We start from the raw sequence: 26,090 nt of genomic DNA on the forward strand, positions 1-26,090 counted from the left end.
GCAATCAGGAACCACGCGTTCGTCAGTGGCGAACCCTAACCACTATGTGGGTACCACGATGCTGCGATTTGATTTTGTAACGCTGAGACTGTTTGTGGCGATTGCCGACGAAGGGCGTTTAACCGCCGCAGCCGAGCGTGAGCATTTGGCGCTGGCAGCGGTGAGTAAGCGGGTGAGCGATTTAGAAACGCTGGTGGGTACCGAGCTTCTGTATCGGCGGCCGCGCGGCGTAGAGCTAACCCCGGCGGGGCGCGCTTTTTTGCACCACGCCCGGCGTATTCTGGAAGACGTGGCGCGGCTACAGGCGGAGCTCAGCGAGTATGGCGAAGGGGTGCGCGGGCATGTGCGCATTCACTCCAACACCTCGGCCATTATTGCGTTTTTGCCCCAGGATTTAAGCGCCTTTGCCGTCGAGTACCCGCAAATCAAAATCGATTTGCAGGAGCGCACCAGCAGTGAAGCGATCACCGCCGTGCGCGATGGAGTGGCGGATATCGGCATCTTTGCCAGCCATGTCGCCGCCGATGAGCTGGAAGTGCGTCCCTATCGGCGTGATCAGTTGGTGCTAGTGACCCCTTACGATCACCCGCTGGCGGTGCATGACAAGCTCTACTTACACCAGGCGGCCGAGTACGACTTTGTCGGCTTGCAGCAGGATACTTCGCTGCAATCCCTGCTCCATGAGCAGGCAAGCCAGGCGGGCCGAACCCTGCGCATGCGCATTCAAGTGCGCAGCTTCGACGCTATTTGCCGCATGATTCATTTCGGTATGGGCATCGGCGTGCTGCCGCAGCGCACGCTGTACCGCGACTTGAACGACCTCAAATTACGCATGATCCCGCTCGCTGACGAGTGGGCCACCCGTGAACTGGTGATTGGTATGCGCCACTACGCGGCTCTGCCCGTGGTCGCCCGCCACTTGGTCGACCACTTGCTAACCCCCTCAGGCCCAACAGGAGAGACCCCATGACAACAGGCATCGCCCACGAAATAAAAGCGCTCACCTTTGATGTGTTTGGCACGGTAGTAGACTGGCGCAGCAGCGTGATTCGCGAAGGCGAACAGCTGAGCCAAGCCAAAGGGCTGAGCGTCGATTGGGCACGGTTTGCCGACGAGTGGCGGGCAGGCTATGCCCCAGCGATGAACCGCGTGCGCCAGGGGGAGCTGCCCTGGACCAAGCTGGATGACCTGCACCGTATGACCCTCGACCGGCTGCTGATCAGCTTTGGGATAGCCGAGCAGCTAGACGAGGATGAAACAGCGCACCTGAACCGCGTGTGGCACCGCTTAACGCCCTGGTCAGACAGCGTAGAAGGCCTATTGCAGCTAAAACAGCGCTTTATATTGGCAACGCTCTCCAATGGCAACGTCTCGCTGCTGGTGAACATGGCACGCCATGCCGAGCTGCCCTGGGACTGCGTGCTCTCCTCTGAGCTTGCCGGGCACTACAAGCGCGACCCGCAGGTGTACCACATGGCGGCCAATCTCCTCAGCCTGAAGCCGTCGCAAATACTGATGGTGGCCGCCCATCAAGATGATTTACAGGCTGCCCACCGGGAGGGCATGCGCACCGCTTTTGTGAAGCGCCCGCTGGAGTTTGGGCCAGACGCCACGCCAGATTTAAGCATCGACCCCTGCTTTGACTTCGTCGCAGAAGACCTCCTCGACTTGGCGCGGCAGCTCTCATGAAACTCGACCCCACCTCTCTCAAGCTGTTCGTGAAAGTGGCCGAGCTGGGTACCATTACTGGGGCAGCCGACGCCTCGTTTATGGCCACTTCGGCCGTGAGTAAGCGCCTCAGCGAGCTGGAGGCGTACTTCAATACGCCGCTGCTCAAGCGCAATAATCGAGGCATCGAACTGACGCCTGCGGGGAGTGCGCTGCTGAATCTTTCTCGGGGCGTGCTGCACAATTTAGAAGACCTCGACCTGCAAATGCGCGACTACGCCAGCGGCCAGCGGGGCATTGTGCGGGTGTTTGCCAATATGTCGGCCATCACCCAATACCTGCCCCAGGAGATGCGCGCCTTTTTTGAGCAGCACCCGGATATTGGCGTGCAGCTTGAAGAGAAAGTCAGCCCGATCATCACCCGCGAAGTGATGAACAATAACGCCGACATCGGCGTGTGCGCACAGCTTCACCACGGCTATGACCTGATGGAATTTCCCTACCACGTGGATGACCTGGTGCTGGTAGTGCCGCAGCAGCACCCGCTGGCGCAACGGGAGAGGGTGTTCTTCCGCGAGTGCTTAGACTACCCCCACGTGGGGCTGCACACCGCCAGCGCGATTAACCTTGAAATTATGCGGGCGGCCAGCATGGCCAACAAAACCCTGCGGATTCGTATTCAGGTCACCAGTTACGATGCCCTGTGCCTGATGGTGCAGGCGGGGCTGGGCGTAGGCGTGCTGCCCCGTGGGGCGATTCGTCAGTACGTGGATGGCCTCAACGTGAATGTGCTATCGATTCAAGACGAGTGGGCGCGGCGCAAACTGAGCATTTATGTCAAAGATTTAGACCGGCTTTCTATGGCGGCGCGGGTGCTGGTGGAGCATTTTATTCAGGCCGCCAGCGGCGCTTCTTCACCGTCTTAAAGCGACACCGCTTGCGCTGCTTTCGCGATTGGAGAAGGCAGGTTCATCAATCACCAATATACAGCTCTCCGGTTTGGCGTTATCACTTTAGTCACCGCTAAGCGACTCCCCTTGCTTACTCGGTTATCGGGAGAGGTGCAGGTAAGGCCTCCCACAGCACACAACATCACAACATGCTTCCCGACGCGTTGAGGACTAACAATGACTAAATTAACACTACGCCACTTGCTTCCCGCTTCAATCCTGGCCGTCAGCGCCCTGACAGCCGCCACTGCCCAGGCGCAAACCGCACTGAACATGGGCTCGGTGCCCACAGGCACAGGCTGGTTTTTCGGTATCTCTGAAGGCGCTCGGGTTATCAGTGCCAATACGCCCTACGAAATTACCGTACGTGAAACCGGCGGCACCCGCGAAAACGCTATTCGCCTCACCAACGGCGAGCTAGACCTGGCCTTTACCGAAGCGCTGGTGGGCTACGAGCAGTACAACGGTGAAGGTCGTTTTGCCGATATGCCCAACCCCAACGTGCGCTTGGTGTATTGGATTGCGCCTTCCACCATGCACTGGGCGGTACGCCAGGATAGCGATATTGAGACCTTTGAAGACCTCAACGGTGAGCGCTTTAACCCCAGCAGCATCGGCGGTGGCGGCGAGTACATCACCGAGCAGGTGTTTGGCATCCTGGGCATTGAACCCGATTTCCAGCGCATGCGTGTGAACGATGCGGCGGAAGGGGTCACCGATGGCCGACTCGTGGGCTTCAGCTACAACGGCGTGCCGCCGATTCCACTCTTTACGGAAGTGCACTCCTCGCGCCCGCTGCAGCTGCTGTCGCTGTCTGATGAGCAGGTAGCGAGCGTGACTGCTGAACTGCCGTTTCTCTCGCCAACCGTGATTCCTGCCGACACCTACACCGGCATGAGTGAAGCGCAGTCGCTGGGTATTTACATGGGCATCGCGGCTACCACCGACCTAGATGCTGACACCGTGTATGAACTCACCAAAGCGTATTGGGAAAACCACGACCAAGTGGCCGCCTCTTTCAAACCTGCGGGCAGTGTCGACCCCCAAACTGTGATCGATACCGCGACCTTCCCGCTGCATGCTGGCGCGCTGCGCTACTACCAGGAATTAGGGCTGGAGATCCCCGCCGAGATTATTCCGCCTGAAGCGCAGTAACCCGACCGTGCGCCCCGCCGATGTGCTCGGCGGGGCGGTTTGCTATTAGCCTGACGCGCTGCCTAGCCTCCCCTTGATAGGCGGCGCGGGAGTCCCCCCATGGAAACCGCAAAAGAGTCTGTTGTTGAAAAATACCAGGAGGATGCAGGCAAGCGGCAGCTTACCGGCTTCTGGTTTATGGTGGCCCGCACGGCGGCGGTGGCAATGGCCATTTTCCACCTCTATACCGCCGTCACTGGGCCCGTGAATACCCAAAATGCGGTGCACCTGCTGTTTGCACTGCCACTGATTTTTCTTGCTTACCACTGCCGCGTACGGGATACCCAGCGCATTCCGTGGTTCGATATCATCCCGATTCTATTAAGCGTGGTGATCAGCGCCTATTACGTTTATCACTTCGACCGCATCATTTATCAGCTGGGCTACTTAATGCCCACCACCTTGGATTTAGTGCTGGGCGTTAGCGCGATTCTACTGCTGCTGGAAGCCTGCCGCCGAGCGATTGGCTTAGCGTTTCCGATTCTGGTGCTGATTGCGCTGGCTTATGCAGCCTTTGGGCAACACCTGCCCGGCGTATGGGGTCACGGTGGGTTCCGCTGGGATGACCTGGTCGCCACCTTCTATTTAGGCCCAACCGGCATTTTCGGCAGCTTAATGCGCACCTCGTCCACCGTGATTGTGGTGTTTATTATGTTTGGCGCGCTGCTGGTGACCACTGGTGGTGGCGACACCTTTATGCGTCTCTCGACGGCCGCCACGGGCGGTATGGCGGGCGGCCCTGCAAAAGCGGCCACGCTGTGTAGCGCCATGTTTGGCAGCATTAGCGGCAGCACCGCCGCCAACGTTGCGACCACGGGCGTCTTCACCATTCCGTTGATGAAGAAAAACGGCTACAGCGCACGCTTTGCCGCCGCCACCGAGGCCTCTGCCTCAACCGGTGGGCAAATTCTGCCACCGATTATGGGCGCCGCAGCGTTCGTGATGGCCGATGTTATCTCTACCAGCTACCTGGATATCATCAGCGCCGCGCTGATCCCTGCGCTGCTGTTCTACCTTGCCATTTGGATGAGCGTTCACTTTGAAGCCAAACGCCTGGGGTTGAATCCGATTCCGAAAGACCAGCGCCCGACGCTGCGCGAGGGGCTGCTGAATGTGGAAACCCTGCTGCTGCCGCTGGTGGTGCTGATTACCATGCTGGTACTGCGCTACACGCCGACCACGGCAGCCGTGGCAGCGTACTTTACTGCGATGGTGCTGTATCTGGTGTCGCCGCGCAGCCCAGGCACGCTTTGGGAGCGGGTGAAGTCGCTACCGGCCGCGCTGGAAGCAGGCGCAATGACCGCCGCGATGATTGCGGTGATTATCGGCAGCGTGGCGATTATCGCGGCCGTGATCAGCCTGACCGGCCTGGGCTTGAAAGTGTCCTCGCTGATTCTGATGGTAAGCGGTGGTGATGTACTGGTGACTCTGCTGCTGGCGATGGTGGTGGCGATTATTCTCGGCATGGGCTTACCCACCGTGGCGGCGTACATGCTGGCGGCATCGGTGGTGGCGGCGGCGTTTGTTGAGGCAGGCTTGCCCAGCCTTTCTGCCCACCTGTTTATTCTCTACTTTGCGATCCTTTCGGGGGTAACGCCTCCGGTGGCACTGGCGGCCTATATTGGCGGCGCGATTGCGGGCTCCCACTGGTTCCGTACCGCACTGACGGCGACGAAAATTTCCTTGGGCGGCTTCCTGATTCCGTTTATGTTTGTCTATCATCCGCCGCTGCTCGGGCAGGGCACCACGCTGGAAATCGCCATGGCGGTGGCCTCGGGCGTGCTGGGTATTATTGCCTTGGCGGCCTCTACGATAGGCTACTTTGCCCGCCCCTGTTCCTGGGTAGAGCGCGGCCTGCTGCTGTTTGCCGCGTTAATGCTGATTAACGGCCAAGCCATTACGGACGTGGTGGGCATTGCCGTGATCGTAGGGATCTTCGCCTGGCAGCGGTTTTTCAGCCACGCTGCTAAAGGGGGCCGCCCTTTAGCGCGCTCACCGAGCAAGGAGCCGCTTTAATGCACATTGTCATCCCCGATGATTACCAGGACTGCGTGCGTGAACTCGATGCCTTCGCCAAGCTGGCGGGGCACCAGGTCACGATTTACACCGACACCGTGAGCGATGAAGACGAACTGGTCGAACGCTTCAAAGACGCCGATGCGCTAGTGCTGATTCGTGAGCGCACGCCGATCACCGCGTCTTTGCTGGCGCGGTTGCCCAAGCTCAAGCTGATCAGCCAAACCGGCGGCGGCGCGGCGCATGTGGACATGGCTGCCTGCCGCGAGCACGGCGTGGTGGTGCTGGCAGGCACCGGTTCGCCCTATGCGGCGGCGGAACTCACCTGGGGGCTGGTGCTCTCTGCCATGCGGCGCATTCCTGAAGAGGTGGAAAACCTTAAAGCAGGCCGCTGGCAGCGCACCTTGGGCACCGGCCTGAAAGGGCGCACGCTGGGCGTATTTGGCTACGGCAAAATTGGCCAGTTAGTCGCCCGCTACGGCCAAGCGTTTGAAATGAACGTACTGGTATGGGGCCGCGAAGGCACCCGCCAGCGGGCCGCAGCGGCAGGACTTGAGGTCGCGGCCTCGCAAGAGGAGTTCTTCAAACGCAGCGACGTGTTAAGCCTACACCTGCGCCTAAACCCGGAAACCCGCGGCATCGTCACAGCGGCGAATTTAGCCAGCATGAAGCCCACGGCGGTGCTGGTGAACACCAGCCGCGCGCCGTTAGTGGAGGCGGGTGCGTTAGAGGCCGCGCTAAAAGCCGGGCACCCCGGCATGGCGGCGGTCGATGTGTTTGATGAGGAGCCAGTGCTTGAACATACGCTGCTGGCGCTGCCCAACTTCCTGGCCACGCCGCACCTGGGCTACGTAGAGAAAGATAGCTACGAGCTCTACTTTGGCGATGCGTTTGAGAACGTGCTGGCGTTTGACGCAGGCACGCCAGGGCGTAACTTGGCGGAGGAGGGCTAAGCCATGACCTCACTCAGTGACGCAGAGCGTTCTTTAGAGAGCAAACGGCAGGCGTTAAACCCCGATGGGTTAGCCACCCGCCGGGAAGTGTTAGGGGATGAGTACGTCGACGCTGCGCTGGCCCAAGCCGATGAGTTTGGCTGGCCGATGCAAGAGCTAGTGACGCAGCAGTGTTGGAACGATATCTGGAATCGTCCTGGCCTTGAGCGGCACACCCGCAGCCTAATTAACATTGCCATGCTGGTGGCGCTCAACAGGCCCCACGAGCTCAAAGTGCACGTACGTGGGGCGCTGAATAACGGCTGTAGCGAAGAGCAAATCCGCGAGGTGCTGCTGCAGTGCGTGCCCTATTGCGGCTTCCCTGCCGCGATAGATGGGCTACGCACGGCCCGCGAGGTGATTAACGCGGCGCGTCAGCCCGACCAGCCCAGCAGTATGGGCACGTAAACCACCAGTAGCAGCACGCCAATTAGCCCTAGCAGGTAGGGGATAATGGCGCGGGTAATCCGCTCTAGCGGCAGTTGGGTGACGGACGACGCCACGTAGAGGTTGATCGCCACGGGTGGGGTAATCATGCCAATCGATAGCCCCACCACAATGATCAGCCCGAAGTGGATCGGGTCGATGCCCAGCTGCAGCACCAGCGGCAGCAGCACTGGGGTCAGAATGATCAAAGCGCTGGCCGTTTCGATAAATACCCCGGTCAGCAGAATCACCGCCACCACCAGCAGCATAATCACGTAAGGGTTGGTGGAGAGCGACAGCACCGCCTGGGCAATCGCGCCGGGCACCTGCCAGCTAGAGAGCGTCCAGCTCAGCACCGCCGACATGGCAATCACCAGCATGATTACCGCTGTGGTCATCGCCGAGCGAATCAACAGCTTATACACCTGAGGCAGGGTTAAATCCCGATACACAAACAGCGACACCAGCAGCGCGTAGTTCACTGCCACCACGGCCGCTTCCGACGGCGTGAAAATCCCCGAGAAGATACCCCCCAGAATAATCACCGGCGTCATCAGCCCCCAGCTGGCCGCTTTTAACGTGCGCCAAATAGTGGCCAGTGAGAGCGGCGTACCTTTCGGGTACTGGCGTTTATATGCCTGAGTAATCGCAATGGCCATGAGTGCTATACCCATCGCCAGCCCCGGCAAAAAGCCGTTCAAGAACAGCGACGATACCGACTGCTGGGCAATGACCGCGTAAATAATCATCGGCACCGACGGGGGAATCACCACTCCAATGGTACCGCTGGCGGCAATAAGGCTGGCTGCTGAAGCAGGGTCGTAGCCTTTGCGCTTAAGCTCTGGCACTAGGCTTGAACCCACCGCTGCGGTAGTAGCCGCGCCGGAGCCGGAAATGGCCGCAAAGAACATACCCGCCATCACCGAAACCACGGAAAGCCCGCCGCGCATAAAGCCCACCAGCGAATCGGCAAAGCTCACCAGCCGCTCGCTGACTTTACCCTGGGCCATTAAATCCCCGGCCAGGATAAACATCGGAATAGCCACCAAGGCAAACGAGTTAATGCCCTGGAACATCTGCTGGGTGACCACCATCAGCGGCACGCCGGATTGATACAGCGCGTACAGCGAGCTTGCCCCAATCGCAAAGGCAATCGGCACGCCCAGCAGCATAAACAGGAAGAACAGCCCAAAGAGTACCAGCGTCATAGCGGCTCCTCCTGGGCGGCGGCAGTGGGCTCACCGTTCACCAGCACTTCCAGCATATCTACCAGGGCGTACCACGCCATGATGCCCGCCGCGAGCGGAATCACCGCGTACACATAGGTCATCGAGAGCCGCAGCGAGGCGGATTTCTGGAAACTCTGTACCTGCATATAGCGGTAGCCAATCACCACCAGCGTGATCATAAACGCCACCACAATGGCCAGCGCTGCAAGCCTGGCCAGCTTACGCAGCGGCAGCGGTAGGGCATCCACCGCAAAGGTAACCGCGATATGCCGCCCACGCTGAAACGCCAGTGTGCCCGCTAAAAAGGTGATCCACACCAGCAGAAACCGCGCGACCTCTTCGGTCCAGCCCACGGCGCTGAACAGCACCCGCGAGACGATCTGTAGCGTGATTACGCCAATTAAAGCCGCCATGCCCGCAAACACCACGGGCTGAATGATGGCATCCAGCCCGCGTTCAATGCGTTGCAGCAGCGTCAAAAGAGGCTGTGCAAACGACATCACTGTTGCAGCGCCTCCTGGATACGCGGCAGGTAGTCACCGAACTGCTCGCCGTACTTCTCGTATACCGGCGCAACGGCGGCTTGGAAGGCTTCCATATCCGGGGTGTCGTTAATTTCCATGCCTGCTTCGCGCAGAGCTGCCAGTTGCTCGGCTTCCATATCCGCGTTCACCTGGCGCTCATGCTCGGCAGCTTCCTGGGCGGCTTCTTCCAGTACCGCCTGGGCGGCTTCGGGGAGCTGGTTCCAGGCGGGCATACCCACCACAAAAATCGCTGGCGCGTAGGTGTGGCGAGAGAGCGTCATGTAGCCCTGGGTTTCATCCAGCTTGAACGAGTGAATCACGTTCACTGGGTTTTCCTGGCCGTCGATGGTGCCCTGCTGCATGGCGGTGAGCGCTTCGGTCCATGCCATGGGAATCGCGTTGGCACCCAGCTCGCGGAAGGTATCGGTGTACACCGGGTTTTCCATCACGCGAATGCGCAGGCCATCCAGATCTTCTGGGGAGTTCACCGCCCGCTCGCTGTTGGTCAGGTTACGGAAGCCGCGTTCGGCGTAAGCCAAGCCTTTCAGGTTTACGTCCGCCAGCTTATCTAAAAGCTCCTGGCCGATGGGGCCATCCAACACGCTATAAGCGGCTTCCGGGGAGGGGAACAGGAACGGCAGTTCAAACACCGCCATCTCTTCGACAAAGTTGGCCACCGGCCCGTTGGTGATCACGCCCATATCCACGGTGCCGATCTGCATGCCTTCCAGCAGCGTGCGCTCATCGCCCAATGAGGCGTTGGGGAAGATCTCGATATTCACCTTGCCATCGGTGCGTGCTTCCACCAGCTCTTCAAACTTGGTGGCCGCAATATGGAAGCCATCCTGCTCGTTGACTACGTGTGCCAAACGCAGAGTAACGGGGTCCATATCCGCAAAATCGTTGGCGTTCGCGGCGCTAACCAGCGCCAGTGAGATGCCCAGTGCCAGCGTACTACGTGCAAATGTTTTCATTTATTATGTTCCCAATCGAACCAAGGGTGGTTAAGAGGTGCAAAAGTGCCCCCAGAGCATGCACCACCGCAGGGAAAACGGTCAATCACAAGGCGGCCTAAAACCGCCCCGCCGCTAGACACAGCCCGCCCACACGGGTACGATACGCACCCAAAGCGCCCGTAGCTCAGTTGGATAGAGTGTCGGCCTCCGAAGCCGAAGGTCGCAGGTTCAATTCCTGCCGGGCGCGCCAGAATTTGTGTTGAAAAGGGCCTGCGAGAAATCGCAGGCCCTTTTTTGTGTTCACTTGGGATGGGGCATTCTGTCACCCATCTTTATATTTATTGCTAATAAAGACATTGGTTTAACTATAGGTTAATTGAGAAGCATGTTTGGTCTTAGGTAAAGTGCTGAGAATTTGTGGAGATGATGCTCGATTTGTCTATGAGAGAGTAGCTGGTTAATTTAGTTTGATTGTTTTTTTAATTATTTTTATGTGCTCAAGTGCGGTGAAAATGAACGCCTAGAATAATAATTAAGCCTTATAGTTAAAATTCTCAAATTATCCAAAATAAACATCGTAAACAAAAAAATACAAATTGTTTCAAGTTGAGATATTTTGAACATTACTAGGCTTTAGGCAGGTGATGTCTGTTGAAAATAATATGGCTGCGGTGAATTTTTGGATGTTGCCGTTATTTGAATAGATAAATGCCTATTTAAATGGTCGTTTCTTAATATCTCAGCTAGATAGCATTATTGATTCTGGCACATGAAAAGCGGCGGCTCTTCTGTGAGCTAAGCCCTTGTCTATGATGGTGGAAGTTGTGGGGGCGTCATGAGCCCTAATCGTGGAGGTTGTTATTATGCCAACACTATTAGTAATGCAGTATAAAAATATAATTACCATGAGGGTGTGAGCGTGAGTAATAATATTTTTTCCAAGTTACCAAAAAAACTCAGTAAGCGCCCCGCTTGGCTTGTTGTCTTTAGTTTAGCCACGATGCTTTGGGGAGTTAGCGCTAAGAGTTCAGATTTTGTATATCGTCCTAATAACCCCTCATTCGGTGGAGATGCGTTCAATTCGGCTCATCTATTGGGCCTAGCCGAACGACAAAACAAGCACAAGGATACCGGCTCCTCCGCCGCTTCTCGGTACGGCAATACCCCTGCGGATCAGTTTGTGCGTCAGCTCCAAAATCGTATGTTAAGCAGCCTTTCCCAGCAGGTTAACGAAGCAATCTTCGGTGAAAATGCGGCGGAAGCCGGAAGAATTGTCTTTGGTGATCAAGTGATTTCTTTCAATCGTGGCTTAGAAGGTGTTCATCTTGTAATCGAGAACACTGCTGACGGTAGTCAAACCGAAATCACGGTTCCGACACTCCAAGTGCAGTAATCATAAAAATAAAACAACGGCAGTGAGCCGCTTAGCGGCCCCGATCATTCAGCCGAGTGCGAAAGGAACAGGACGTCAACATGTCGAAATTGCAACTGACACCAGGGTTCATGCTGGCATTGGCGCTGACCGTCGCGCTTGCTGGTTGCGCTTCGCCGCAACGTTCACAGCCCTTTAATCCTGAGACTCGCACAACCCCCAGTCTTGCCTCGCTCCCGCTTCCCGCTGAGCCTGTGGTTGCCGCGGTCTATGACTTTCCTGACATGACCGGACAGCACCGCGAAACGGAAGCCGGAGCACCTCACTACTCCAAGGCCGTCTCCCAGGGCGGAGCGGCGGTGCTCATTCGTGCGCTACAGGACGCAGGCGGAGGCAGGTGGTTCAGGGTGCTTGAGCGTAACCGGCTCTCCAGTGTGCTTACCGAGCGGCAGATCATTCGCGACCAGCGTCAAAGTTATGCCGATGCGAATGGTCGCCCGCTTCCACCGCCGTCTCCACTGCTCTATGCGGGTGTTATTTTGGAAGGTGGCATTATCGGTTACGACACTAACACACTGACCGGTGGGGCCGGGGCACGCTTTCTCGGCATTGGCGCGAGTTCTCGGTACCGCGAGGATGTAATCACCGTGTTTCTACGTGCCATTAGTAGCCAAACGGGCGAAGTGTGGAGAACCGTGGTTGCCTCTAAGCGCATTTATTCTGTGCAAGCCCAGGGCGATGTATTTCGCTTCGTCGATGCCGATGAGATTCTCGAATTGGAAGCGGGTTTTTCCCGCAACGAACCTCGATTAGTAGCTCTGCGCGAAGCGGTTGAGCAGGCGGTACATGCCATGATTATGGAAGGCTCTGAACGTGGGTTGTGGAATTTCGCTAACGCAGCAGAGGGGGCAGCAGCGCTAGCTGCCTACCGTGATAAGCAAGGTGTGCTGGTGCAATAAGCGCTCCGGCCAAACCGATGAGGCCATTCCTGGCATGGCAGCTGTTATAGCAAGCTCATCTACAGCGGGCTGACGCAAGACAGGGCACAACCGCTTGAGCTCAAGAATTGGGCGTGACGGACCACCTTGGCGGGATGAACGCCGTCACATCCAAGTTGGCTGCGGCATAGGGCCGTAACCAAACCCAAGTCCCAAGGGACACTGCAATGGTGAGGTGTATCATGAAATTGAACAAAACACTACTGGCAGCAAGCATCGCAGCAGGATTTACACTGGCCGCGGGTTCGGCTTTTGCTAATGACAACCTTGCTGACATCATGCAGCAAGGCGATCTTAATACCGCAAACCAGTTTCAAGACGGTAATGTGAACGTCGCGGACATTGAGCAGATAGGCTCTGGTTCAGCGGCCTCCTTCAATAATAGCGCCACGCAAGACCAAGTAGGCGATGATAACACTGCGAATATCCAACAAAATAGCGATGCTTCTGGCCTTTTCACAGGAGCAGTCACGTCGTTTAATACAGCCACCCAAGACCAGATGGGTGATGATAACGACGCTATGATCGAGCAAAACTCCAGCGCCCAAGGAATCTTCTCTGGAGCTTTGACTACTCTCAATACCGCTGAGCAGACTCAAACTGGCGATGCCAATATTGCCAGCATTACTCAGGTGAGTGACGCAGGATGGTTCAGTTCTGATGTCACATTCGGCAACACGGCTACGCAAGAACAAGTGGGTGACTGGAATAATGCGATGGCTACCCAGTCTGGTTACGGGAATGTGTCAGAGCAGTACCAAGAAGGCGATAGCAACGTATCGACCGTTATGCAAGATGGGGTCGATAACACTGCTTACGTCAGCCAGTATGGCGATGGTAATACGGCCACTGTCACTCAAGAGGGCTATTATCATCTTGCTACCCTCACACAGACTGGTACTGGCAATACGGGTTCTATTTCTCAGTATCAATCCAGTAACACTGCCACTATGGTTCAGACGGGCAATAACAATACTGGCACCCAGGTCCAGTACTAAAGTAATCAAAAGTCGATGGCAATATAAAATTTGCCACTTCGGGAGGGGCGTTAGCCCCTCCCGTATTGTGTAGACGAAGTCGTTCGGTAAGGAGAGTGACGATGAATGCTAAGACACTGATAATATACAGTGCATTCATGTCTTTGATGGCAAGCGCCACGACTCAGGCCGACAACAATCTGGCGCATATTGAACAGGTTGGAGAGGATAACAATGCTTGGATGATGCAGAAAGGTTCAGGGTTGAAGGCAGAGCTTTATCAAGAGAGTGACGGCAATAGTGCACGTTTCCAACAGCTAGGTTCCAATAATATGATTGTTGGACTTGATGAAGGCCCCGCTTTGCAGTCTGGGGACGCTAATTGGATGTTTATTGATCAGGAAGGAGTGCGCAATCACGCTTTTGTTAGCCAGCAGGGCTTGGAAAACGCTATGTCGCTTACTCAGTACGGCGTTAACAACATAACGACGGTTGGCCAGTTTGGAAGTTATAACACAGCAGATGTGCAGCAGTATGGTAACGACAATGCAGCGAACCTGCAGCAGGCGGGTAACGCAAACCAGGCCACTATTATTCAGATGGGGGGAAGTAGCTTACAGCTTAGTCAGGAGGGGAATAGCAATATGCCTGAAGTCGTTCAGTATGCAAGCGACGTTACCATTCAGCAGTGGTCTGCACCATGAGTTTATCGAAACAAGTGTCGGATTAATACGCAGCGTTGCTATTCTCACTGAGCCGTCAGTACGCTTGCTATATGGCCTACCTAGAATATATTGCTGGCCTGCATAAGTTTAAACCCTTTATTGAGTGAATAAAAGCGCGGTTATAAGCGTTAAATAGCATTTAGCGCTTTGAAGTGACGAGGGTTTGTTTTGTGCGCTAAGCTGCCCATGTTGGATATCTATCTAGATATTTTAAGCACTATTCTGCGCACAGGTGGCTCTTGAAATTGACGGTAAAGATTCATTGTGATCAGACTGGACACGATGCTACTGAATTATTTTTACCTGCCCCAGAATATCCGACGTGCGATGCGTAGGCCTGCGTACTCTTGATGCTCGGTTCAAGCGCTGGTGAAACGTTTTTATGCGGGCGAGCTAACCGGCGGACAGCTGCTACGTGCCTGACGGTGCGGCGTGTAGGGTAAACTAAACCCGCTATGCCACTTTGGTGGGCATTAGCCGACGGACCCTGTCGGACATAGAAGGCGACAAGAGTAATGTTGCCCCTAGAGGTGAAAAACCGTGTCTACCGACCGCTAGGCCTGGAAGTCATCCTGCTTCCCCGCAAGCGTTCCCTGCTAAAAATGTTTAAAGCGTGCTGAAACATAGAGTAGTCCAATGACAACCACCACGATCACGCCAGCCCATTCGCTGACCCCTCAGATGCTTGCCGATTGTATTGATTCGTTGGGCGCTGCCCACTTCACCTCTCGTTTAATCAAGCTGTTGCATTCGCTGGTGGCATTTGACTGTGCGGTCATCGTTGGCTATCGCCCTGGTAAGCACCCTATTTATCTTTACGACTCTCTTCAACAACAGCGGGAGCTGCTGTTTCAGCGTTATTTGCTGTATGCCTATCAACAAGACCCTTTTTTAGTGCAGTTGGAACAGCAGCGAGAAGAGGGTGTATTTCACATTGGGCATGCCCAATCGATGGACGAGGTGAGCCAGCGATACCTTCAAGATTTTTATCAACAAACCGGTTGGCGAGACGAGCTATGCCTCACGCTGCGTCTGACTGAGGAGCGCTGGATCGTGGTGTATCTTGGCATGCTTCAAGACCAAACACGTTTTTCCGATGACCATCGCGATACGTTAATGCGCTATTTGAATGTTGCTGCAGCGCTTTGCCGCCAGCACTGGGGCCAAGCGCCGCTGCATGTGTCTTTGCTGCCGCTTGATAGCGGTATGGGGGAGCACCTGCGTCAGACGGTGGCAAACTTTGGCAAAATGTTGTTAACCGAACGCGAACAGCAGGTGGCTGCGTTGATGGTGCAAGGGCTGGATTCTCATGAGATTGCCGAACATCTAGGCATTGGTCACGGCACCGTGAAAAATCATCGTAAGCGCATCTATGCCGCGCTAGGCGTTAACTCCTTAAGTGGGCTGTTCGGTGTGTTTCTTACTCACAGCATGGCCGCAGGCACTCCGCCCGCTGCCCATTGATGTTCCTCTCTATCCCTTTAGGGATATCGCGCTGTTCCTTTGCGCCCCTTAGCCTTACGCCCACAGCATCACCTCAAGGCTAAGGGAGAGCACCATGAAGGCAACGGCATTACTTAACGACTTGCAACAACGCGGGTTAATCGCCCAATCCACCCACGAGCAAGAACTCTGCGAGCTGCTCAGCACGCCGCAAACGGTTTACTGCGGTTTCGACCCCACTGCAGGGAGCCTGCATATTGGCCATCTCGTGCCGCTGCTGATGCTCAAACGCTTTCAGGATGCGGGCCATCAAGGCGTGGCGCTGGTAGGCGGCGCGACTGGGATGATTGGTGACCCAAGTTTCAAAGCCACTGAGCGCTCGTTGAACTCATCGGCAACGGTAGAAGGTTGGGTACAAGCGCTGCACGAACAGATCTACTGGCTAATGGCACCCCATTTAGACGCGCCGTTTAGCGTGGTCAATAACGCAGAGTGGATCGGTGAGATCAATGTGATCGACTTCTTCCGCGATGTAGGCAAGCACTTTTCCATGAATGCCATGATCAATCGCGAGTCCGTGAAACAGCGCTTGGAACGACCCGACCAAGGAATGTCGTTTACCGAGTTTAGCTACGCTCTGCTGCAATCCTACGATTTTGCTCACCTCAACCGCACGCTGGGCTGCCGTCTACAAATTGGCGGTAATGACCAATGGGGAAACATTGTCAGTGGTATCGATTTAACCCGCCGCCTGAACGGTGAGCAGGTGATGGGTATGACGCTGCCGCTTATCACCAAGTCGGATGGCACTAAGTTCGGCAAAACCGAAAGTGGCACCGTGTGGCTCGACCCGGAGCACACTTCTCCCTATCACTTTTACCAGTTTTGGCTAAATACCGACGACAGCGACGTTTACCGTTTTCTGCGTTACTACACCTTTTTAGGCTGCGAGGAGATAGCGGCGATTGAGGCGAGCGACACGCTTTCAACCGCAAAACCACAGGCGCAGCGCATACTGGCGGAGTCGATCACTCGTTTTGTGCATGGCGAAGAAGGCCCTACTGCCGCTCGGCGTATCTCTCAAGCGCTGTTTAGCGGCAAGGTCGCGACGCTTACGCTGGATGAGCTGGAGCAGTTAGCGCTTGATGGCCTGCCTTGCGTGGCAGTCTCGCCCGAAGAATCCATGGACGCGGTGCTGGTAAAAGGCAGTTTGGTAAGGTCAAAACGCCAGGCGCGGGAATTACTGGATCAGGGGGCGGTGCGCTTGAACGGGGAGCCTGCCCATTCAGGTCGATTAGGCGACAGCTTCGCTCTCTTCGATACCTACTGGGTGGTACAAAAAGGCAAAAAGCACTTTTGCCTGTTTAAGCGGGCGGCTTAAGTATGGCGCGGCGCGGTAGGGGGCTAATGCCATGATGGCGGCTCGCTTGTCGCACAAACAGATACGGCTTAGTTCGCTAACGCTGCGTCTGTTTTAGGCATCTGCTGAGACTATGTAATACTCACTATGTTGTTTTTATTGCAACAGCGGTGAAGCCCCCTCTTTTATCAAAACAGGGTGTGTCTAAGGTATTTCCAGCGCAGGTAAAAGAGCTTTCCTCCATGACCCTACTCGATAAACGTGCCTTCTACCTGTTAGAAGTCAGCAGCTGCGGCGGTATTCGCGCGGCGGCGGAGCATTTGCATACCAACCCGTCGGTGGTGAGCCGTCAGATCCGCTCGTTGGAGCAGGCGCTGGGCATGGCGCTGCTGGAGCGTCAGGGGCGGCATGTCATGCTCACTGAGGCGGGGCAGTTGGTTGTGGATGGCTTTTTGGCCCAGCGGCGGTTGAATTCTGAGCTGGGCGATACGCTGTCGCGGCTGCGTAATTTGCAGGCCGGGAAGGTGGTGGTGTCGGTGGGCGATGGCTTTGTGGATAGTTTTATCAACCATGTGATGAAGCGGGTCTCTGAGCACTACCCGGATGTGCTAATCGAGATCAAAACCGGCATTTACTACCCCCGCGAACCCCATGAGATGGTGGCCAGCGATGAGGTGGATATTGCCATTACCTATGGGCCGATCTCCGACCCGCGCTTGGTAGTGCACTCCTTTGAGCGGGGGCCGCTGTGTGCACTCGTGGCACCTTCCCATGCGTTGGCAGGGCATGAGCGCGTGAGCGTGGCGGAACTGCTGCAGCATAAGCTAATTTTTCTGCCCGATGTGTCGGGCTCTCAGCAGTTTGTGAATGCGCTATTTGGTGCGGCGGGGCAGCCTGCCACACCGGCGTATCGCTGTAATTTGCACTCTGTCTCGCGGCGTATGGCGAGCGCGGGGATTGGGGTGTCGTTTATGACGGCGGCCGCTGCACGCAGCGAGATTGAGGCGGGGCTATTGAAGGCGATCCCCATTGATCACCCCATGGCGGCCAGCAGCCAGGGCAACTTGGTGAAGCGTGTCGGCAGAAGGCTCTCGCCCGCTGCCGACTATTTGTGGAAGCTAATGATGGCGATGCAGTAGCGTTAGGCTCTATCTGAAAAGTGCCTGCGCTCGACAATACGGCGTTAAACATTGGCTCAGAATACTCATTTACACGATGTAAACTCCGTTTCTTCGCCAATGTTTGCCTTGTCTTGTCTTTGCTCACCGACTTTTCAGACAGACCCTAGTTCGCCATCATGTAGACGCCAGGGCCAATGGGCCAACCCATCATCAGCCAGAACATCAGAAACGCCGACCACGCCAGCAAGAAGCCCATTGCAAGGGGCAGCATGGTAGCGATCAGCGTGCCCAGCCCCATGTCCGGTTTGTAGCGCTGCATATACACCAGTGCTACCGAGAAGTAGGGGCTCATGGGCGAGATGATGTTGGTGCTGGAATCCCCAATGCGGAACATCGCCAGCACGAAGGCGGGGTCGAAGTCGATCATCATCAGCATGGGCACAAACACCGGGGCCATTAGCGCCCACTGAGCCGAGCCGCTGGTCATAAAGACGTTCAGCACCGCACTCATAGCGATAAACGCCCCGACGAGGGGAAGCCCGGTAAAGCCGGTGCTTTGCAGCACGTTCGAACCTTCAATGGCGATAAACTGGCCCAGCTCCGACCAGCGGAAGTAGGCAATAAACTGTGAGATCGCGAAGAACAGCACCAGGGTCGGCGCGAGGTCGCTGGCCGATTCCGCCATGCGCTGGGGCACATCGCGGCTGCTGGTAATCTTGCCGGTGGTGATGCCGTACACCAACCCAATGGTGACGAAGTAGATAAACATCAGCGGCACGAGTGAGCTTAGAAACGGCGAAGGAATCAGGCCGCCGTCTTCGTTGCGCAGCGGCGAGGCTTCGGGCACTACTGCCAGGAGCACCAGGGCAATATAGGCCAGCGTTGCCAACCCTACACGCTTGAGGCCACGCTTTTCGGCATCTGTCAGCGTCGGCGTGACCACTTCAGTGGTGAAGTCTTTGCTCAAGGGGAGCGTGCGCTGTAACCGTGGCTCCACCACTTTATCAATCAGCAGGGTGCCGACGGCTGCCAGTACGAACACTGAGCAGGCCACAAAGTAGTAGTTATCCACGGGCGAAATGTAAGCGTCGGGGTCTACCAGCCGAGCAGCATCGGTCGTTATACCTGCAAACAGCGCATCGCCCACGGTGATGAACAGGCTGGCATCAAACCCCGCCCCGGCGGCTGCGTAAGCGGCGGCGGCCCCCGCCACGGGGTGCCTGCCCACCGAGTAGTACACCATAGCGGCCAGCGGAATTAGAATGAGGTAGTTGGCATCGGAGGCGATACTGCCGCAAATACCCGCCATAAACACGCAGAACGTCAGCAGCGAGGGCGGCGCTTTGGCGACACTCACCTGCATCAGCGTCGACATCAGGCCCACTTTATCGGCTAGCCCAATGCCGAACATCACTACCAAAATCAGCCCAAGCGGCGGGAAGTTGACGAAGTTACTGACCACGCTGGTGAGCATAAACTCGACGCCATCCGCGGAGAGCAAGCTGCGAACGGTCACTTCTGCCTCGGTTTGCGGGTTGATGGCCGAGACGCCTAGGGTGGCTAAAATGGCGGAAATGACCACCACCAGTGCGGCTAAAATCGTGAACAGGATAAACGGGTGGGGCAGCTTATTGCCTACCCGCTCGATGGATGCGAGGACACCTTGCATGACAGTTTCCTTATAAGAAGCCTTGTTATTAAACGTTGTTATGCCACTTAACGTGGCGGCTAGCGCTGTTAGTCGCGCTTAAGTAGTGATGTAGCCAGCGCCACAAACATGCCGCCTGCGACGGGCAGAATGGCATCGTTAAAGTCGTAGCGTTCGTTATGCAGGTAGGCGCTGTCGCCGTTCCCCACAAAGAAGAAACACCCAGGCACTTCTTGCAGGTAAAACGCAAAATCTTCAGCGCCCATGGTGGGCATGTAGTCCAACTGCTGAATATCGGCGCTAACGCCTTGTTCGGTGGCAATCGCCAACACGCGTTCCGACCAAGCGGTATCGTTTACTAACGGAGGGATTTGGTGTTGATGCTCTAGCTGAAAACGAGCGCCGTGGGCTGAACACACCCCGTTAACGACCTGTTCCAGCTTGCCGACCAATGCAGCGCGGGAGCTTTCCCGGTCGCTGCGAATATTCACCAGCAGCTCTGCTTGGCCTGGAATCACGTTGGCAGCGTCGCCCGCATGAAACGCCGCGACGGTAATCACGCCTGCTTCCAGCGGTGATTTATGTCGGCCCACCAGCCCTTGCAGCTGCTGCACGAGTGAAGCGCCTACATAGATCGGGTCGACCGCTAAATGCGGCATGGCCGCGTGGCCAGAGACGCCTTCAATGGTGATTTTGAACGTATCGTTACCGCCCATGGCGGGGCCGGGTTTGACGAACAGCTGCCCTTCGGGAAAGCCAGGGCGGTTGTGGTAGCCAAAAATGGCGTCTACCTGCGGGTTTTTGAGTACGCCCGCTTTCACCATTTGATCGGCACCGTTGCCGCCTTCTTCACCCGGCTGAAACAGCAGTTTGATATAGCCGCAAAGCTGGTCGCGCTTAGCAATAATGGCTTCAGCGGCGAGCAGCAGCGTCGCGGTGTGGCCATCGTGGCCGCAGGCATGCATGAGCCCTTCTCGTTGGGAGCGGTGCGCAAAACCGTTGGCTTCTTTGATGGGCAGCGCATCCATATCGGCCCGAAAGGCAATCACTGGGCCTTCGCGGCCAGTGTCCAACTCAGCCAGTACGCCGGTGGTGGCAATGCCTTCTGTCACTTGGTATCCCAGCGTTTTCAGCCGCTCGGCCACTAGCTTTGCCGTCTCGGCTTCCTCAAATTTCAGCTCTGGGTGCTGGTGTAGCTGGTGGCGCACTGCCACCGCATCATTCATTTGCTGCTGGGTAAAAAAAGGGGATGAATGCATGTCCTGTCCTTGCCGTTGTATGTGTCGTTATGGGCATAGGTAACGCTAAGCGACTTGGCGGGCAGGAACGAGTGCTTAAACCGGTGAGTTTGTTGCTTTCAAAGCAACGGTGGCTAGAAATCGTTTTGGTGGTATGGTTGACGTACTGCTTTGAGAAGCGCAGACTGCCCTTCGTTGGTTAGCAAGTTGCACGTTGTCAGTTGTATCGAAGCATTTAGCGTTTGAGCCTGGTGAAAGTTTCTTGTTGTACCCAATGTAACTCGGGTATTTCCCGGCATTTATTTCGCTAAATCGAGGATTTCGATCATGGCAACTGGTACCGTAAAGTGGTTTAACGACGCAAAAGGCTTCGGCTTTATCTCTCCTGAAGCGGGCGGCGACGATCTGTTTGCTCACTTCTCTGAAATTAAGGCTGATGGCTTTAAATCCCTGCAAGATGGTCAAAAGGTTGCTTTTGATGTCACGCAAGGGCAAAAAGGCCTTCAGGCATCTAACATTCAAGTGATGGATTAATCACATAGATTGAATGTTAGCGGCTGGCTTAGCTGGTCAGCTTAAAAAAACCCCGCTTATGGCGGGGTTTTTTGCGTTTTGAGGGGTGAGTTTGGCTATTTTCGCCAGGGCTTTCCTTCGCAGGTGGCGTAGTTTCGGCAGTCAGCGGTGCAGCCCCTGCAGGGTAGGCGGTTAGGGGGTGTTGGCAGCGTGGCGGGGGTCGGTGTGGTCATGGTGGTCTCTCGTTGGTTAAGTAGGTAGGCATTACTACTATTCAAGTTATCTTTATTCAGTAGAAACCCTGATCATCTTTGGTCGTAGTAGCCTCTTGTTGTTGGCGATGGGAGGGCTTGTTGGTCAGTGAGCCGGCATGGAGGTTAGGTGCATGCAATCTTAATTTTTTTAAGTCCTTGATATGGTTTGGTTTTTTTGTTTTTCTATAAGCTTTTCTTAATATTTTTTAGGCATTTAGCATAATAATGTATCTCTTTTAGGCAGCACTTTGTCTCATCATATTGCCTGTTAAATATACACAGTCTCCTCAATTGACCGTACAGTGCTTAAGTAAAATAATAGCGTCTTCAAAATAAAATAATAGGGCTAAGTTGTGTCTTTTAGCCTTCTCCCTATGCTCTGCAAAAAGTGCTTCTTTTGAGAGTGCGTTGGCGCTTAGCCACACATTACCACCATTAAGAATATCCGTCCTCCTCAGCCTGGCGGTCTCAGTGCTTTGCTGGATATCACTGATTACAAGGGAACGCTCAATGAGAAACGTACGTATTCAGCATAGTTTGACGGCTGCAATGTCACTTTTAATCCTGATGGTCGTTATTGTTAGCGCTCTGGCTATTAGCGCATCGCGTAATAGCTTAAATGATATTAATGAGATAACGGAGTTAAGCGCCGAGCAGGTAAATACGGCGAACCGCGTGGAAGTTAATTTGATGGAGATGCGCCTACGTTTAGCGCGCTTTGTTAACTACACTGCGGCAGGTAATCCAGAGGCGGCCACGGCGCTGACGCAAACCCGTGAAAGTTTGGAGCGAGCGGAGCAGCGTTTTGCTGAACTTGGCACCTATGCGGTCACCCAGGAGCAGCGTCGTTATCCCTACTATAGTGAGGTGATGCTGCGCTTTAGCGAGATGGTGAATGCCGAGCTTCATGATGCGATAGCAGCTGGCGATGTGACGCAGTTAGCGGCGCAAGTGCAGCGCCTTGATGCTGCCTCAGGGGCAATGACGACCGCCACGCGTGAGTTTGCTTTCTTTGCTGAAACGCTGGCCGATGACATGCGGGCAGAAGCCACTACGGTAAGCCAACGCATGGTGTGGGCCGCTGCCGGGATGCTAGTGCTATCACTGCTGCTGTTTGCAGGCCTGCAAGTGGGGCTGCGCCGATTCATAGTTTCCCCCTTAAGCCGTGCAGTCACGATTTGCGAACACATTGCGCAAGGCGATCTGACTAGCCGTATTCGCGACGAGGGTAGCAATGAGGTGGGTAAGCTGTATCGCGCCATGAGCGCCATGCAAGCCAAGCTCACTGAGATGATGGTGACGCTGACCCACACCAGTCAAATGGTGGCTAACAGTGCTCGTGAAATCGCCAGCGGCAGTGAAGACCTGGCCTCGCGCACCGAAGAGCAGGCCAGCGCTCTCCAGGAAACCGCTTCCAGTATGGAGCAGATGTCCTCCACCGTTAGCCATAACAACCAAACGGCCAGCTCGGCCAGCGAACTCACCATGACTGCCTCGCAGCGGGCGAGCCACGCGCGGGAAGAAGTGCTGCAAACCACAGCGCTCATGAGCGAGATGGAGCAGCACTCAAAGCGGGTGCAAGACATCATTCAAGTGATTGAAGGCATTGCCTTTCAAACCAATATCCTGGCGCTGAATGCATCAGTAGAAGCCGCCCGCGCCGGCGAGCATGGCCGTGGGTTTGCAGTGGTGGCAGGCGAGGTGCGTAATTTAGCCACTAAAACCTCAGAATCGTCGGGGCAGATTCGCGGCATCATTGACGATATCGCCGCACGTATTAAAGAGGGCGCTTTGCAATCTGCGCAGAGTGGTGAAGGAATCGAAAGTACCGTGGCTGCGGTGAATCAGGTCAATGAGCTTATGAAAGAGATTGCGCTGGCGGTCAACGAGCAAGAGAGCGGCATCAATCAAGTCAGTACGGCGATTACACAAATGGATTCTGCCACTCAGCAGAACGTCTCGTTGGTGGAAGAGACCAGCACCTCTGCGGCATCGCTGCAGCATGAAGCTGACCGGCTAGCGGAGCTTATCGCCACCTTTAAGCTGAGCAGTTCCGCAGTTCAGGCTCGCGTGCGCCCGACATCGCCCGCTCTTACACAAACCCCTGCCTGCACCCAGGTGGCGGCTTCTAACAAGCAGCCTGCTGTGGATGAGTGGGAAACGTTTTAAGCACGGCCCGCGGTTGCCCCCACCGCTGGCATAGCCGGTGTGGGGCGTGGGTTCGTGTGTCTCGCCGTTCATTGTTGTCTGTTTTGAATGCCTTTTGTGACTTAGCACCGTGGATACGTTTGTGAAAATACCGTTCTTGGCAAGCTCCAAGGAGAAAATCAAAAACTATAGTACTCAGGCGGTGCCTCACTACTCCCAGGCGCGCTATCACTCACTGTTTACCTATCATCCTGATGGTATTTGCGAGCTAGATCGCTATGGCAAAATTGTACACAGCAACATAGCCGCAACGCGGATCACGGGAAAAACGGTAGCAGCGTTAGCGGGCACCGACTACGGCCAGTTTCTCCATTCAGAGTCGCTGGTCGTAGCGCAAGCGGCGTTTCATGCCACGCTAAAAGGGGAGCACCAGCACTTTCAGGCGCTGTGTGTGGGGCGGGGCAGTGAGCCGGTTCAGCTGGAAATCACCCACGTGCCGATTATCGCGGAAGACCAGCTCATCGGTGTTTACGCAATCTTTCGTGATATCACCCAGCGCAAAAAAGATGATAGCGAGCTGCGTCTATTAAAGCGCGGGATTGAGGCAAGTCCGAACGGGGTTGTGATGGCTGATGCCACACAGCCTCACTTGCCGCTAGTGTACGTAAATAGCGCCTTTACGGACATTACCGGCTACTCGGCTGAAGAGGCGCTGGGGCGTAACTGCCGCTTTTTGCAAGGGGATGACACGAATGCCGAGGCGGTAGACGAGATGCGGCGTGGCATCGCTCAGCATCAGGATGTTCAGGTGCTGCTGCGCAACTATCGCCGCGATGGCAGGCTGTTCTGGAACCAGCTGTCGGTGAGCCCGGTGTTTGACGAGCATGGCCTGTGTACGCACTTTATTGGTATTCAGCAGGACATTACCCAGCAGCGCGAACAGGAAGCGCTGCTTGCTTATCAAGCGTCGCACGACCCGTTGACCGGGCTGCTGAATCTAGGCGCGCTGCAGGCTCGCCTAGAGCATGGTTTTCAGCTGTGTCTTCAGCAGGCGCAGTCGATGGCGGTGCTACACATCGACTTGGATGACTTCAAGCCAGTGAACGATGCGCTGGGGCACGGCATGGGGGATCTATTGCTAAAAACGGTGGCACAGCGCTTGCTGGATACCGTGTCGGCCGGTGTTCACGTCACGCGTTTATCTAGCGATGAGTTCGTTGTGCTGGTCGCGCCTTTCCATAATGAACATGAAGTGATTGCGCTAGCAGGGCGACTGTTAGCGGTTATCGCTCAGCCCTTTACACTCTATCAGCACTGCCTGCACATCAGTGCCAGTATTGGTATTGCTTCTAATAAGGGCAGTGTGACCAAGGCTCACGACTTGCTGCACCACGCCAGCCTTGCCATGGAAGATGCTAAACGCCAAGGGCGTAATACCTGGCAGTGGTACTGCGGCGACTTGATCGACAATATCGCAGAGCACGTCATTATTCGTCGTGAGTTGCAGGAAGCCATTCAACAGCAGCAGTTTGAGGCTTATTACCAGCCGATTGTGGAAGCAGGAAGCGGCTATGTGTGCAGCGTGGAAACGCTGATTCGCTGGCATCATCCCACGAAAGGCCTGCTGTCCCCCGCAGCCTTTATGCCGATTGCCGAGCAAACAGGCCAAATTATTGCCATTGGTCGCTGGGTGTTAGAGCGCGCCTGCCACGATATCGCGCGGTTAAACGCCACCCGAGAAACACCGCTGGCCGTCGCGGTCAATATCTCGCCGATGCAGTTTCGTCGCAGCGGCTTTTTAGATGAGATTAAAGCCGCGCTGGCTAAAAGCGGCCTGCCGCCTGGGTTGTTGGAACTGGAAGTAACCGAAGGCACGCTCATGTCGAATACGGCGCAGGCAGTGGCGCTATTAAACGACGTGCGTGAGCTGGGTATCAGTGTGGCGTTGGATGACTTTGGTACGGGCTTCTCAAGCTTGAGCTACCTGCGTGATTTGCCGATCAGCAAGGTGAAGCTTGACCGCCTATTCGTCAGTGGCATTGCTCAAAACGTTAAAAATGCGGCCATTGTTCAGGGGGTGATCACCATGGCCCATCATCTGGATCTTGCCGTGGTAGCAGAGGGCATTGAAACCGAAGAGGAGCAATTAGACCTACAGCAGCGCCAGTGCAATCTGCTACAGGGCTACTTTTTCTCCAAACCGGTGCCGTTTGATGTGTTAAGCCAACTGCCGCTCTTACTTAATCCTCCCTCTCAGCCCTAATGCCTCTATATAAGCGGCTAACGCCCGAGCGCTGCTAACCATGTGGGCAGCCTAACGTATCCCAATAACATCAAT

General features: G+C 55.6%; 22 protein-coding genes and 1 tRNA gene. 18 read left to right on the forward strand and 5 right to left on the reverse strand.

Annotated elements, in window-relative coordinates:
* The first annotated feature begins 58 nt into the window (after window positions 1-58).
* From IEW65_RS12175 to IEW65_RS12205, 7 genes are all read left to right on the forward strand, one after another.
* A complete protein-coding gene (locus IEW65_RS12175) occupies window positions 59-970 on the forward strand; it encodes a LysR family transcriptional regulator (RefSeq protein WP_188639741.1) in 912 nt (303 codons plus the stop codon).
* Window positions 967-1,689, forward strand: a complete 723-nt coding sequence (locus IEW65_RS12180) for a haloacid dehalogenase type II (protein WP_188639742.1) — start codon at window positions 967-969, stop codon at window positions 1,687-1,689. The genes IEW65_RS12175 and IEW65_RS12180 overlap by 4 nt, the downstream gene beginning before the upstream one ends.
* Window positions 1,686-2,594 (forward strand): LysR family transcriptional regulator, encoded by a 909-nt coding sequence (locus IEW65_RS12185; protein ID WP_188639743.1) that lies wholly within the window; start codon window positions 1,686-1,688, stop codon window positions 2,592-2,594. Before IEW65_RS12180 ends, IEW65_RS12185 begins: the two co-directional genes overlap by 4 nt.
* A gap of 201 nt (window positions 2,595-2,795) precedes the next feature.
* Entirely contained in the window at window positions 2,796-3,773 is a 978-nt protein-coding gene (locus IEW65_RS12190; protein WP_188639744.1) for a TAXI family TRAP transporter solute-binding subunit, read from the forward strand.
* 99 nt (window positions 3,774-3,872) lie between these two features.
* The gene (locus tag IEW65_RS12195; RefSeq protein WP_188639745.1) at window positions 3,873-5,828 is read left to right on the forward strand and encodes a TRAP transporter permease; all 1,956 of its coding nucleotides are present in this window, start codon (window positions 3,873-3,875) and stop codon (window positions 5,826-5,828) included.
* A complete protein-coding gene (locus tag IEW65_RS12200) occupies window positions 5,828-6,781 on the forward strand; it encodes a D-2-hydroxyacid dehydrogenase family protein (RefSeq protein ID WP_188639746.1) in 954 nt (317 codons plus the stop codon). Before IEW65_RS12195 ends, IEW65_RS12200 begins: the two co-directional genes overlap by 1 nt.
* A 3-nt stretch (window positions 6,782-6,784) precedes the next feature.
* The gene (locus IEW65_RS12205; protein WP_188639747.1) at window positions 6,785-7,228 is read left to right on the forward strand and encodes a carboxymuconolactone decarboxylase family protein; all 444 of its coding nucleotides are present in this window, start codon (window positions 6,785-6,787) and stop codon (window positions 7,226-7,228) included.
* Here the strand turns inward: IEW65_RS12205 and IEW65_RS12210 are convergent.
* The 3 genes from IEW65_RS12210 to IEW65_RS12220 are packed head-to-tail and all read right to left on the reverse strand — an operon-like array spanning window position 7,195 to window position 9,973.
* Window positions 7,195-8,454, reverse strand: a complete 1,260-nt coding sequence (locus tag IEW65_RS12210) for a TRAP transporter large permease (RefSeq protein WP_188639748.1) — start codon at window positions 8,452-8,454, stop codon at window positions 7,195-7,197. The two genes, IEW65_RS12205 and IEW65_RS12210, sit on opposite strands and share 34 nt — an antisense overlap.
* Window positions 8,451-8,975: a TRAP transporter small permease gene (locus tag IEW65_RS12215; RefSeq protein WP_188639749.1), complete on the reverse strand. Its 525-nt coding sequence runs from the start codon at window positions 8,973-8,975 to the stop codon at window positions 8,451-8,453. The genes IEW65_RS12210 and IEW65_RS12215 overlap by 4 nt, the downstream gene beginning before the upstream one ends.
* Window positions 8,975-9,973 carry a TRAP transporter substrate-binding protein gene (locus tag IEW65_RS12220; RefSeq protein ID WP_188639750.1) on the reverse strand — a complete coding sequence of 333 codons (999 nt, stop codon included), beginning with the start codon at window positions 9,971-9,973 and terminating at the stop codon, window positions 8,975-8,977. Before IEW65_RS12220 ends, IEW65_RS12215 begins: the two co-directional genes overlap by 1 nt.
* A gap of 155 nt (window positions 9,974-10,128) precedes the next feature.
* Between IEW65_RS12220 and IEW65_RS12225 the strand changes: the two genes are divergently transcribed.
* The 8 genes from IEW65_RS12225 to IEW65_RS12260 all read left to right on the forward strand — a co-directional run bounded on the left by IEW65_RS12225 (window position 10,129) and on the right by IEW65_RS12260 (window position 17,969).
* Window positions 10,129-10,205, forward strand: a tRNA-Arg gene (locus tag IEW65_RS12225).
* Between the two features lie 669 nt (window positions 10,206-10,874).
* The gene (locus tag IEW65_RS12230; RefSeq protein WP_229755551.1) at window positions 10,875-11,348 is read left to right on the forward strand and encodes a curli assembly protein CsgF; all 474 of its coding nucleotides are present in this window, start codon (window positions 10,875-10,877) and stop codon (window positions 11,346-11,348) included.
* Window positions 11,349-11,428: 80 nt separating this feature from the next.
* Window positions 11,429-12,286 carry a CsgG/HfaB family protein gene (locus tag IEW65_RS12235; protein ID WP_188639751.1) on the forward strand — a complete coding sequence of 286 codons (858 nt, stop codon included), beginning with the start codon at window positions 11,429-11,431 and terminating at the stop codon, window positions 12,284-12,286.
* 221 nt (window positions 12,287-12,507) lie between these two features.
* Window positions 12,508-13,323 (forward strand): hypothetical protein, encoded by an 816-nt coding sequence (locus tag IEW65_RS12240; RefSeq protein ID WP_188639752.1) that lies wholly within the window; start codon window positions 12,508-12,510, stop codon window positions 13,321-13,323.
* A gap of 101 nt (window positions 13,324-13,424) precedes the next feature.
* Window positions 13,425-14,006: a hypothetical protein gene (locus IEW65_RS12245; RefSeq protein ID WP_188639753.1), complete on the forward strand. Its 582-nt coding sequence runs from the start codon at window positions 13,425-13,427 to the stop codon at window positions 14,004-14,006.
* A 657-nt stretch (window positions 14,007-14,663) separates the two neighbouring features.
* Window positions 14,664-15,491 carry a helix-turn-helix transcriptional regulator gene (locus IEW65_RS12250; RefSeq protein ID WP_188639754.1) on the forward strand — a complete coding sequence of 276 codons (828 nt, stop codon included), beginning with the start codon at window positions 14,664-14,666 and terminating at the stop codon, window positions 15,489-15,491.
* A gap of 94 nt (window positions 15,492-15,585) precedes the next feature.
* Window positions 15,586-16,851: a tyrosine--tRNA ligase gene (gene tyrS, locus IEW65_RS12255; protein ID WP_188639755.1), complete on the forward strand. Its 1,266-nt coding sequence runs from the start codon at window positions 15,586-15,588 to the stop codon at window positions 16,849-16,851.
* A gap of 221 nt (window positions 16,852-17,072) precedes the next feature.
* Window positions 17,073-17,969 carry a LysR family transcriptional regulator gene (locus tag IEW65_RS12260; RefSeq protein WP_074211385.1) on the forward strand — a complete coding sequence of 299 codons (897 nt, stop codon included), beginning with the start codon at window positions 17,073-17,075 and terminating at the stop codon, window positions 17,967-17,969.
* A gap of 145 nt (window positions 17,970-18,114) precedes the next feature.
* Here IEW65_RS12260 and IEW65_RS12265 read toward each other — a convergent pair whose 3' ends face one another.
* Both IEW65_RS12265 and IEW65_RS12270 read right to left on the reverse strand, forming a co-directional pair.
* The gene (locus tag IEW65_RS12265) at window positions 18,115-19,620 is read right to left on the reverse strand and encodes an AbgT family transporter (protein ID WP_188639756.1); all 1,506 of its coding nucleotides are present in this window, start codon (window positions 19,618-19,620) and stop codon (window positions 18,115-18,117) included.
* Between the two features lie 68 nt (window positions 19,621-19,688).
* A complete protein-coding gene (locus IEW65_RS12270) occupies window positions 19,689-20,858 on the reverse strand; it encodes a M20 metallopeptidase family protein (RefSeq protein WP_188639757.1) in 1,170 nt (389 codons plus the stop codon).
* 306 nt (window positions 20,859-21,164) lie between these two features.
* On the opposite strand from IEW65_RS12270, the gene IEW65_RS12275 reads away from it, so the two are divergent.
* The 3 genes from IEW65_RS12275 to IEW65_RS12285 all read left to right on the forward strand — a co-directional run bounded on the left by IEW65_RS12275 (window position 21,165) and on the right by IEW65_RS12285 (window position 26,015).
* Window positions 21,165-21,371 carry a cold-shock protein gene (locus IEW65_RS12275; RefSeq protein ID WP_159343401.1) on the forward strand — a complete coding sequence of 69 codons (207 nt, stop codon included), beginning with the start codon at window positions 21,165-21,167 and terminating at the stop codon, window positions 21,369-21,371.
* 743 nt (window positions 21,372-22,114) lie between these two features.
* Window positions 22,115-23,773, forward strand: a complete 1,659-nt coding sequence (locus tag IEW65_RS12280) for a methyl-accepting chemotaxis protein (RefSeq protein ID WP_188639758.1) — start codon at window positions 22,115-22,117, stop codon at window positions 23,771-23,773.
* Between the two features lie 121 nt (window positions 23,774-23,894).
* Window positions 23,895-26,015 carry a sensor domain-containing protein gene (locus tag IEW65_RS12285; protein WP_229755552.1) on the forward strand — a complete coding sequence of 707 codons (2,121 nt, stop codon included), beginning with the start codon at window positions 23,895-23,897 and terminating at the stop codon, window positions 26,013-26,015.
* The last annotated feature ends 75 nt before the right edge of the window (window positions 26,016-26,090 follow it).

Origin of the sequence: Vreelandella lutescens (genome assembly GCF_014640815.1) — a bacterium.
Classification (GTDB): domain Bacteria; phylum Pseudomonadota; class Gammaproteobacteria; order Pseudomonadales; family Halomonadaceae; genus Vreelandella; species Vreelandella lutescens.

Excerpts from the sequence above, each read along its gene's own strand:
- IEW65_RS12185 (WP_188639743.1), top strand. The coding sequence starts at position 1,686 with ATGAAACTCGACCCCACCTCTCTCAAGCTGTTCGTGAAAGTGGCCGAG.
- IEW65_RS12220 (WP_188639750.1), bottom strand. The coding sequence starts at position 9,973 with ATGAAAACATTTGCACGTAGTACGCTGGCACTGGGCATCTCACTGGCG.
- IEW65_RS12265 (WP_188639756.1), bottom strand. The coding sequence starts at position 19,620 with ATGCAAGGTGTCCTCGCATCCATCGAGCGGGTAGGCAATAAGCTGCCC.
- IEW65_RS12190 (WP_188639744.1), top strand. The coding sequence starts at position 2,796 with ATGACTAAATTAACACTACGCCACTTGCTTCCCGCTTCAATCCTGGCC.
- tyrS (WP_188639755.1), top strand. The coding sequence starts at position 15,586 with ATGAAGGCAACGGCATTACTTAACGACTTGCAACAACGCGGGTTAATC.
- IEW65_RS12260 (WP_074211385.1), top strand. The coding sequence starts at position 17,073 with ATGACCCTACTCGATAAACGTGCCTTCTACCTGTTAGAAGTCAGCAGC.
- IEW65_RS12250 (WP_188639754.1), top strand. The coding sequence starts at position 14,664 with ATGACAACCACCACGATCACGCCAGCCCATTCGCTGACCCCTCAGATG.
- IEW65_RS12235 (WP_188639751.1), top strand. The coding sequence starts at position 11,429 with ATGTCGAAATTGCAACTGACACCAGGGTTCATGCTGGCATTGGCGCTG.
- IEW65_RS12195 (WP_188639745.1), top strand. The coding sequence starts at position 3,873 with ATGGAAACCGCAAAAGAGTCTGTTGTTGAAAAATACCAGGAGGATGCA.
- IEW65_RS12200 (WP_188639746.1), top strand. The coding sequence starts at position 5,828 with ATGCACATTGTCATCCCCGATGATTACCAGGACTGCGTGCGTGAACTC.
- IEW65_RS12275 (WP_159343401.1), top strand. The coding sequence starts at position 21,165 with ATGGCAACTGGTACCGTAAAGTGGTTTAACGACGCAAAAGGCTTCGGC.
- IEW65_RS12240 (WP_188639752.1), top strand. The coding sequence starts at position 12,508 with ATGAAATTGAACAAAACACTACTGGCAGCAAGCATCGCAGCAGGATTT.
- IEW65_RS12210 (WP_188639748.1), bottom strand. The coding sequence starts at position 8,454 with ATGACGCTGGTACTCTTTGGGCTGTTCTTCCTGTTTATGCTGCTGGGC.
- IEW65_RS12180 (WP_188639742.1), top strand. The coding sequence starts at position 967 with ATGACAACAGGCATCGCCCACGAAATAAAAGCGCTCACCTTTGATGTG.
- IEW65_RS12245 (WP_188639753.1), top strand. The coding sequence starts at position 13,425 with ATGAATGCTAAGACACTGATAATATACAGTGCATTCATGTCTTTGATG.
- IEW65_RS12280 (WP_188639758.1), top strand. The coding sequence starts at position 22,115 with ATGAGAAACGTACGTATTCAGCATAGTTTGACGGCTGCAATGTCACTT.
- IEW65_RS12175 (WP_188639741.1), top strand. The coding sequence starts at position 59 with ATGCTGCGATTTGATTTTGTAACGCTGAGACTGTTTGTGGCGATTGCC.
- IEW65_RS12205 (WP_188639747.1), top strand. The coding sequence starts at position 6,785 with ATGACCTCACTCAGTGACGCAGAGCGTTCTTTAGAGAGCAAACGGCAG.
- IEW65_RS12270 (WP_188639757.1), bottom strand. The coding sequence starts at position 20,858 with ATGCATTCATCCCCTTTTTTTACCCAGCAGCAAATGAATGATGCGGTG.
- IEW65_RS12215 (WP_188639749.1), bottom strand. The coding sequence starts at position 8,975 with ATGTCGTTTGCACAGCCTCTTTTGACGCTGCTGCAACGCATTGAACGC.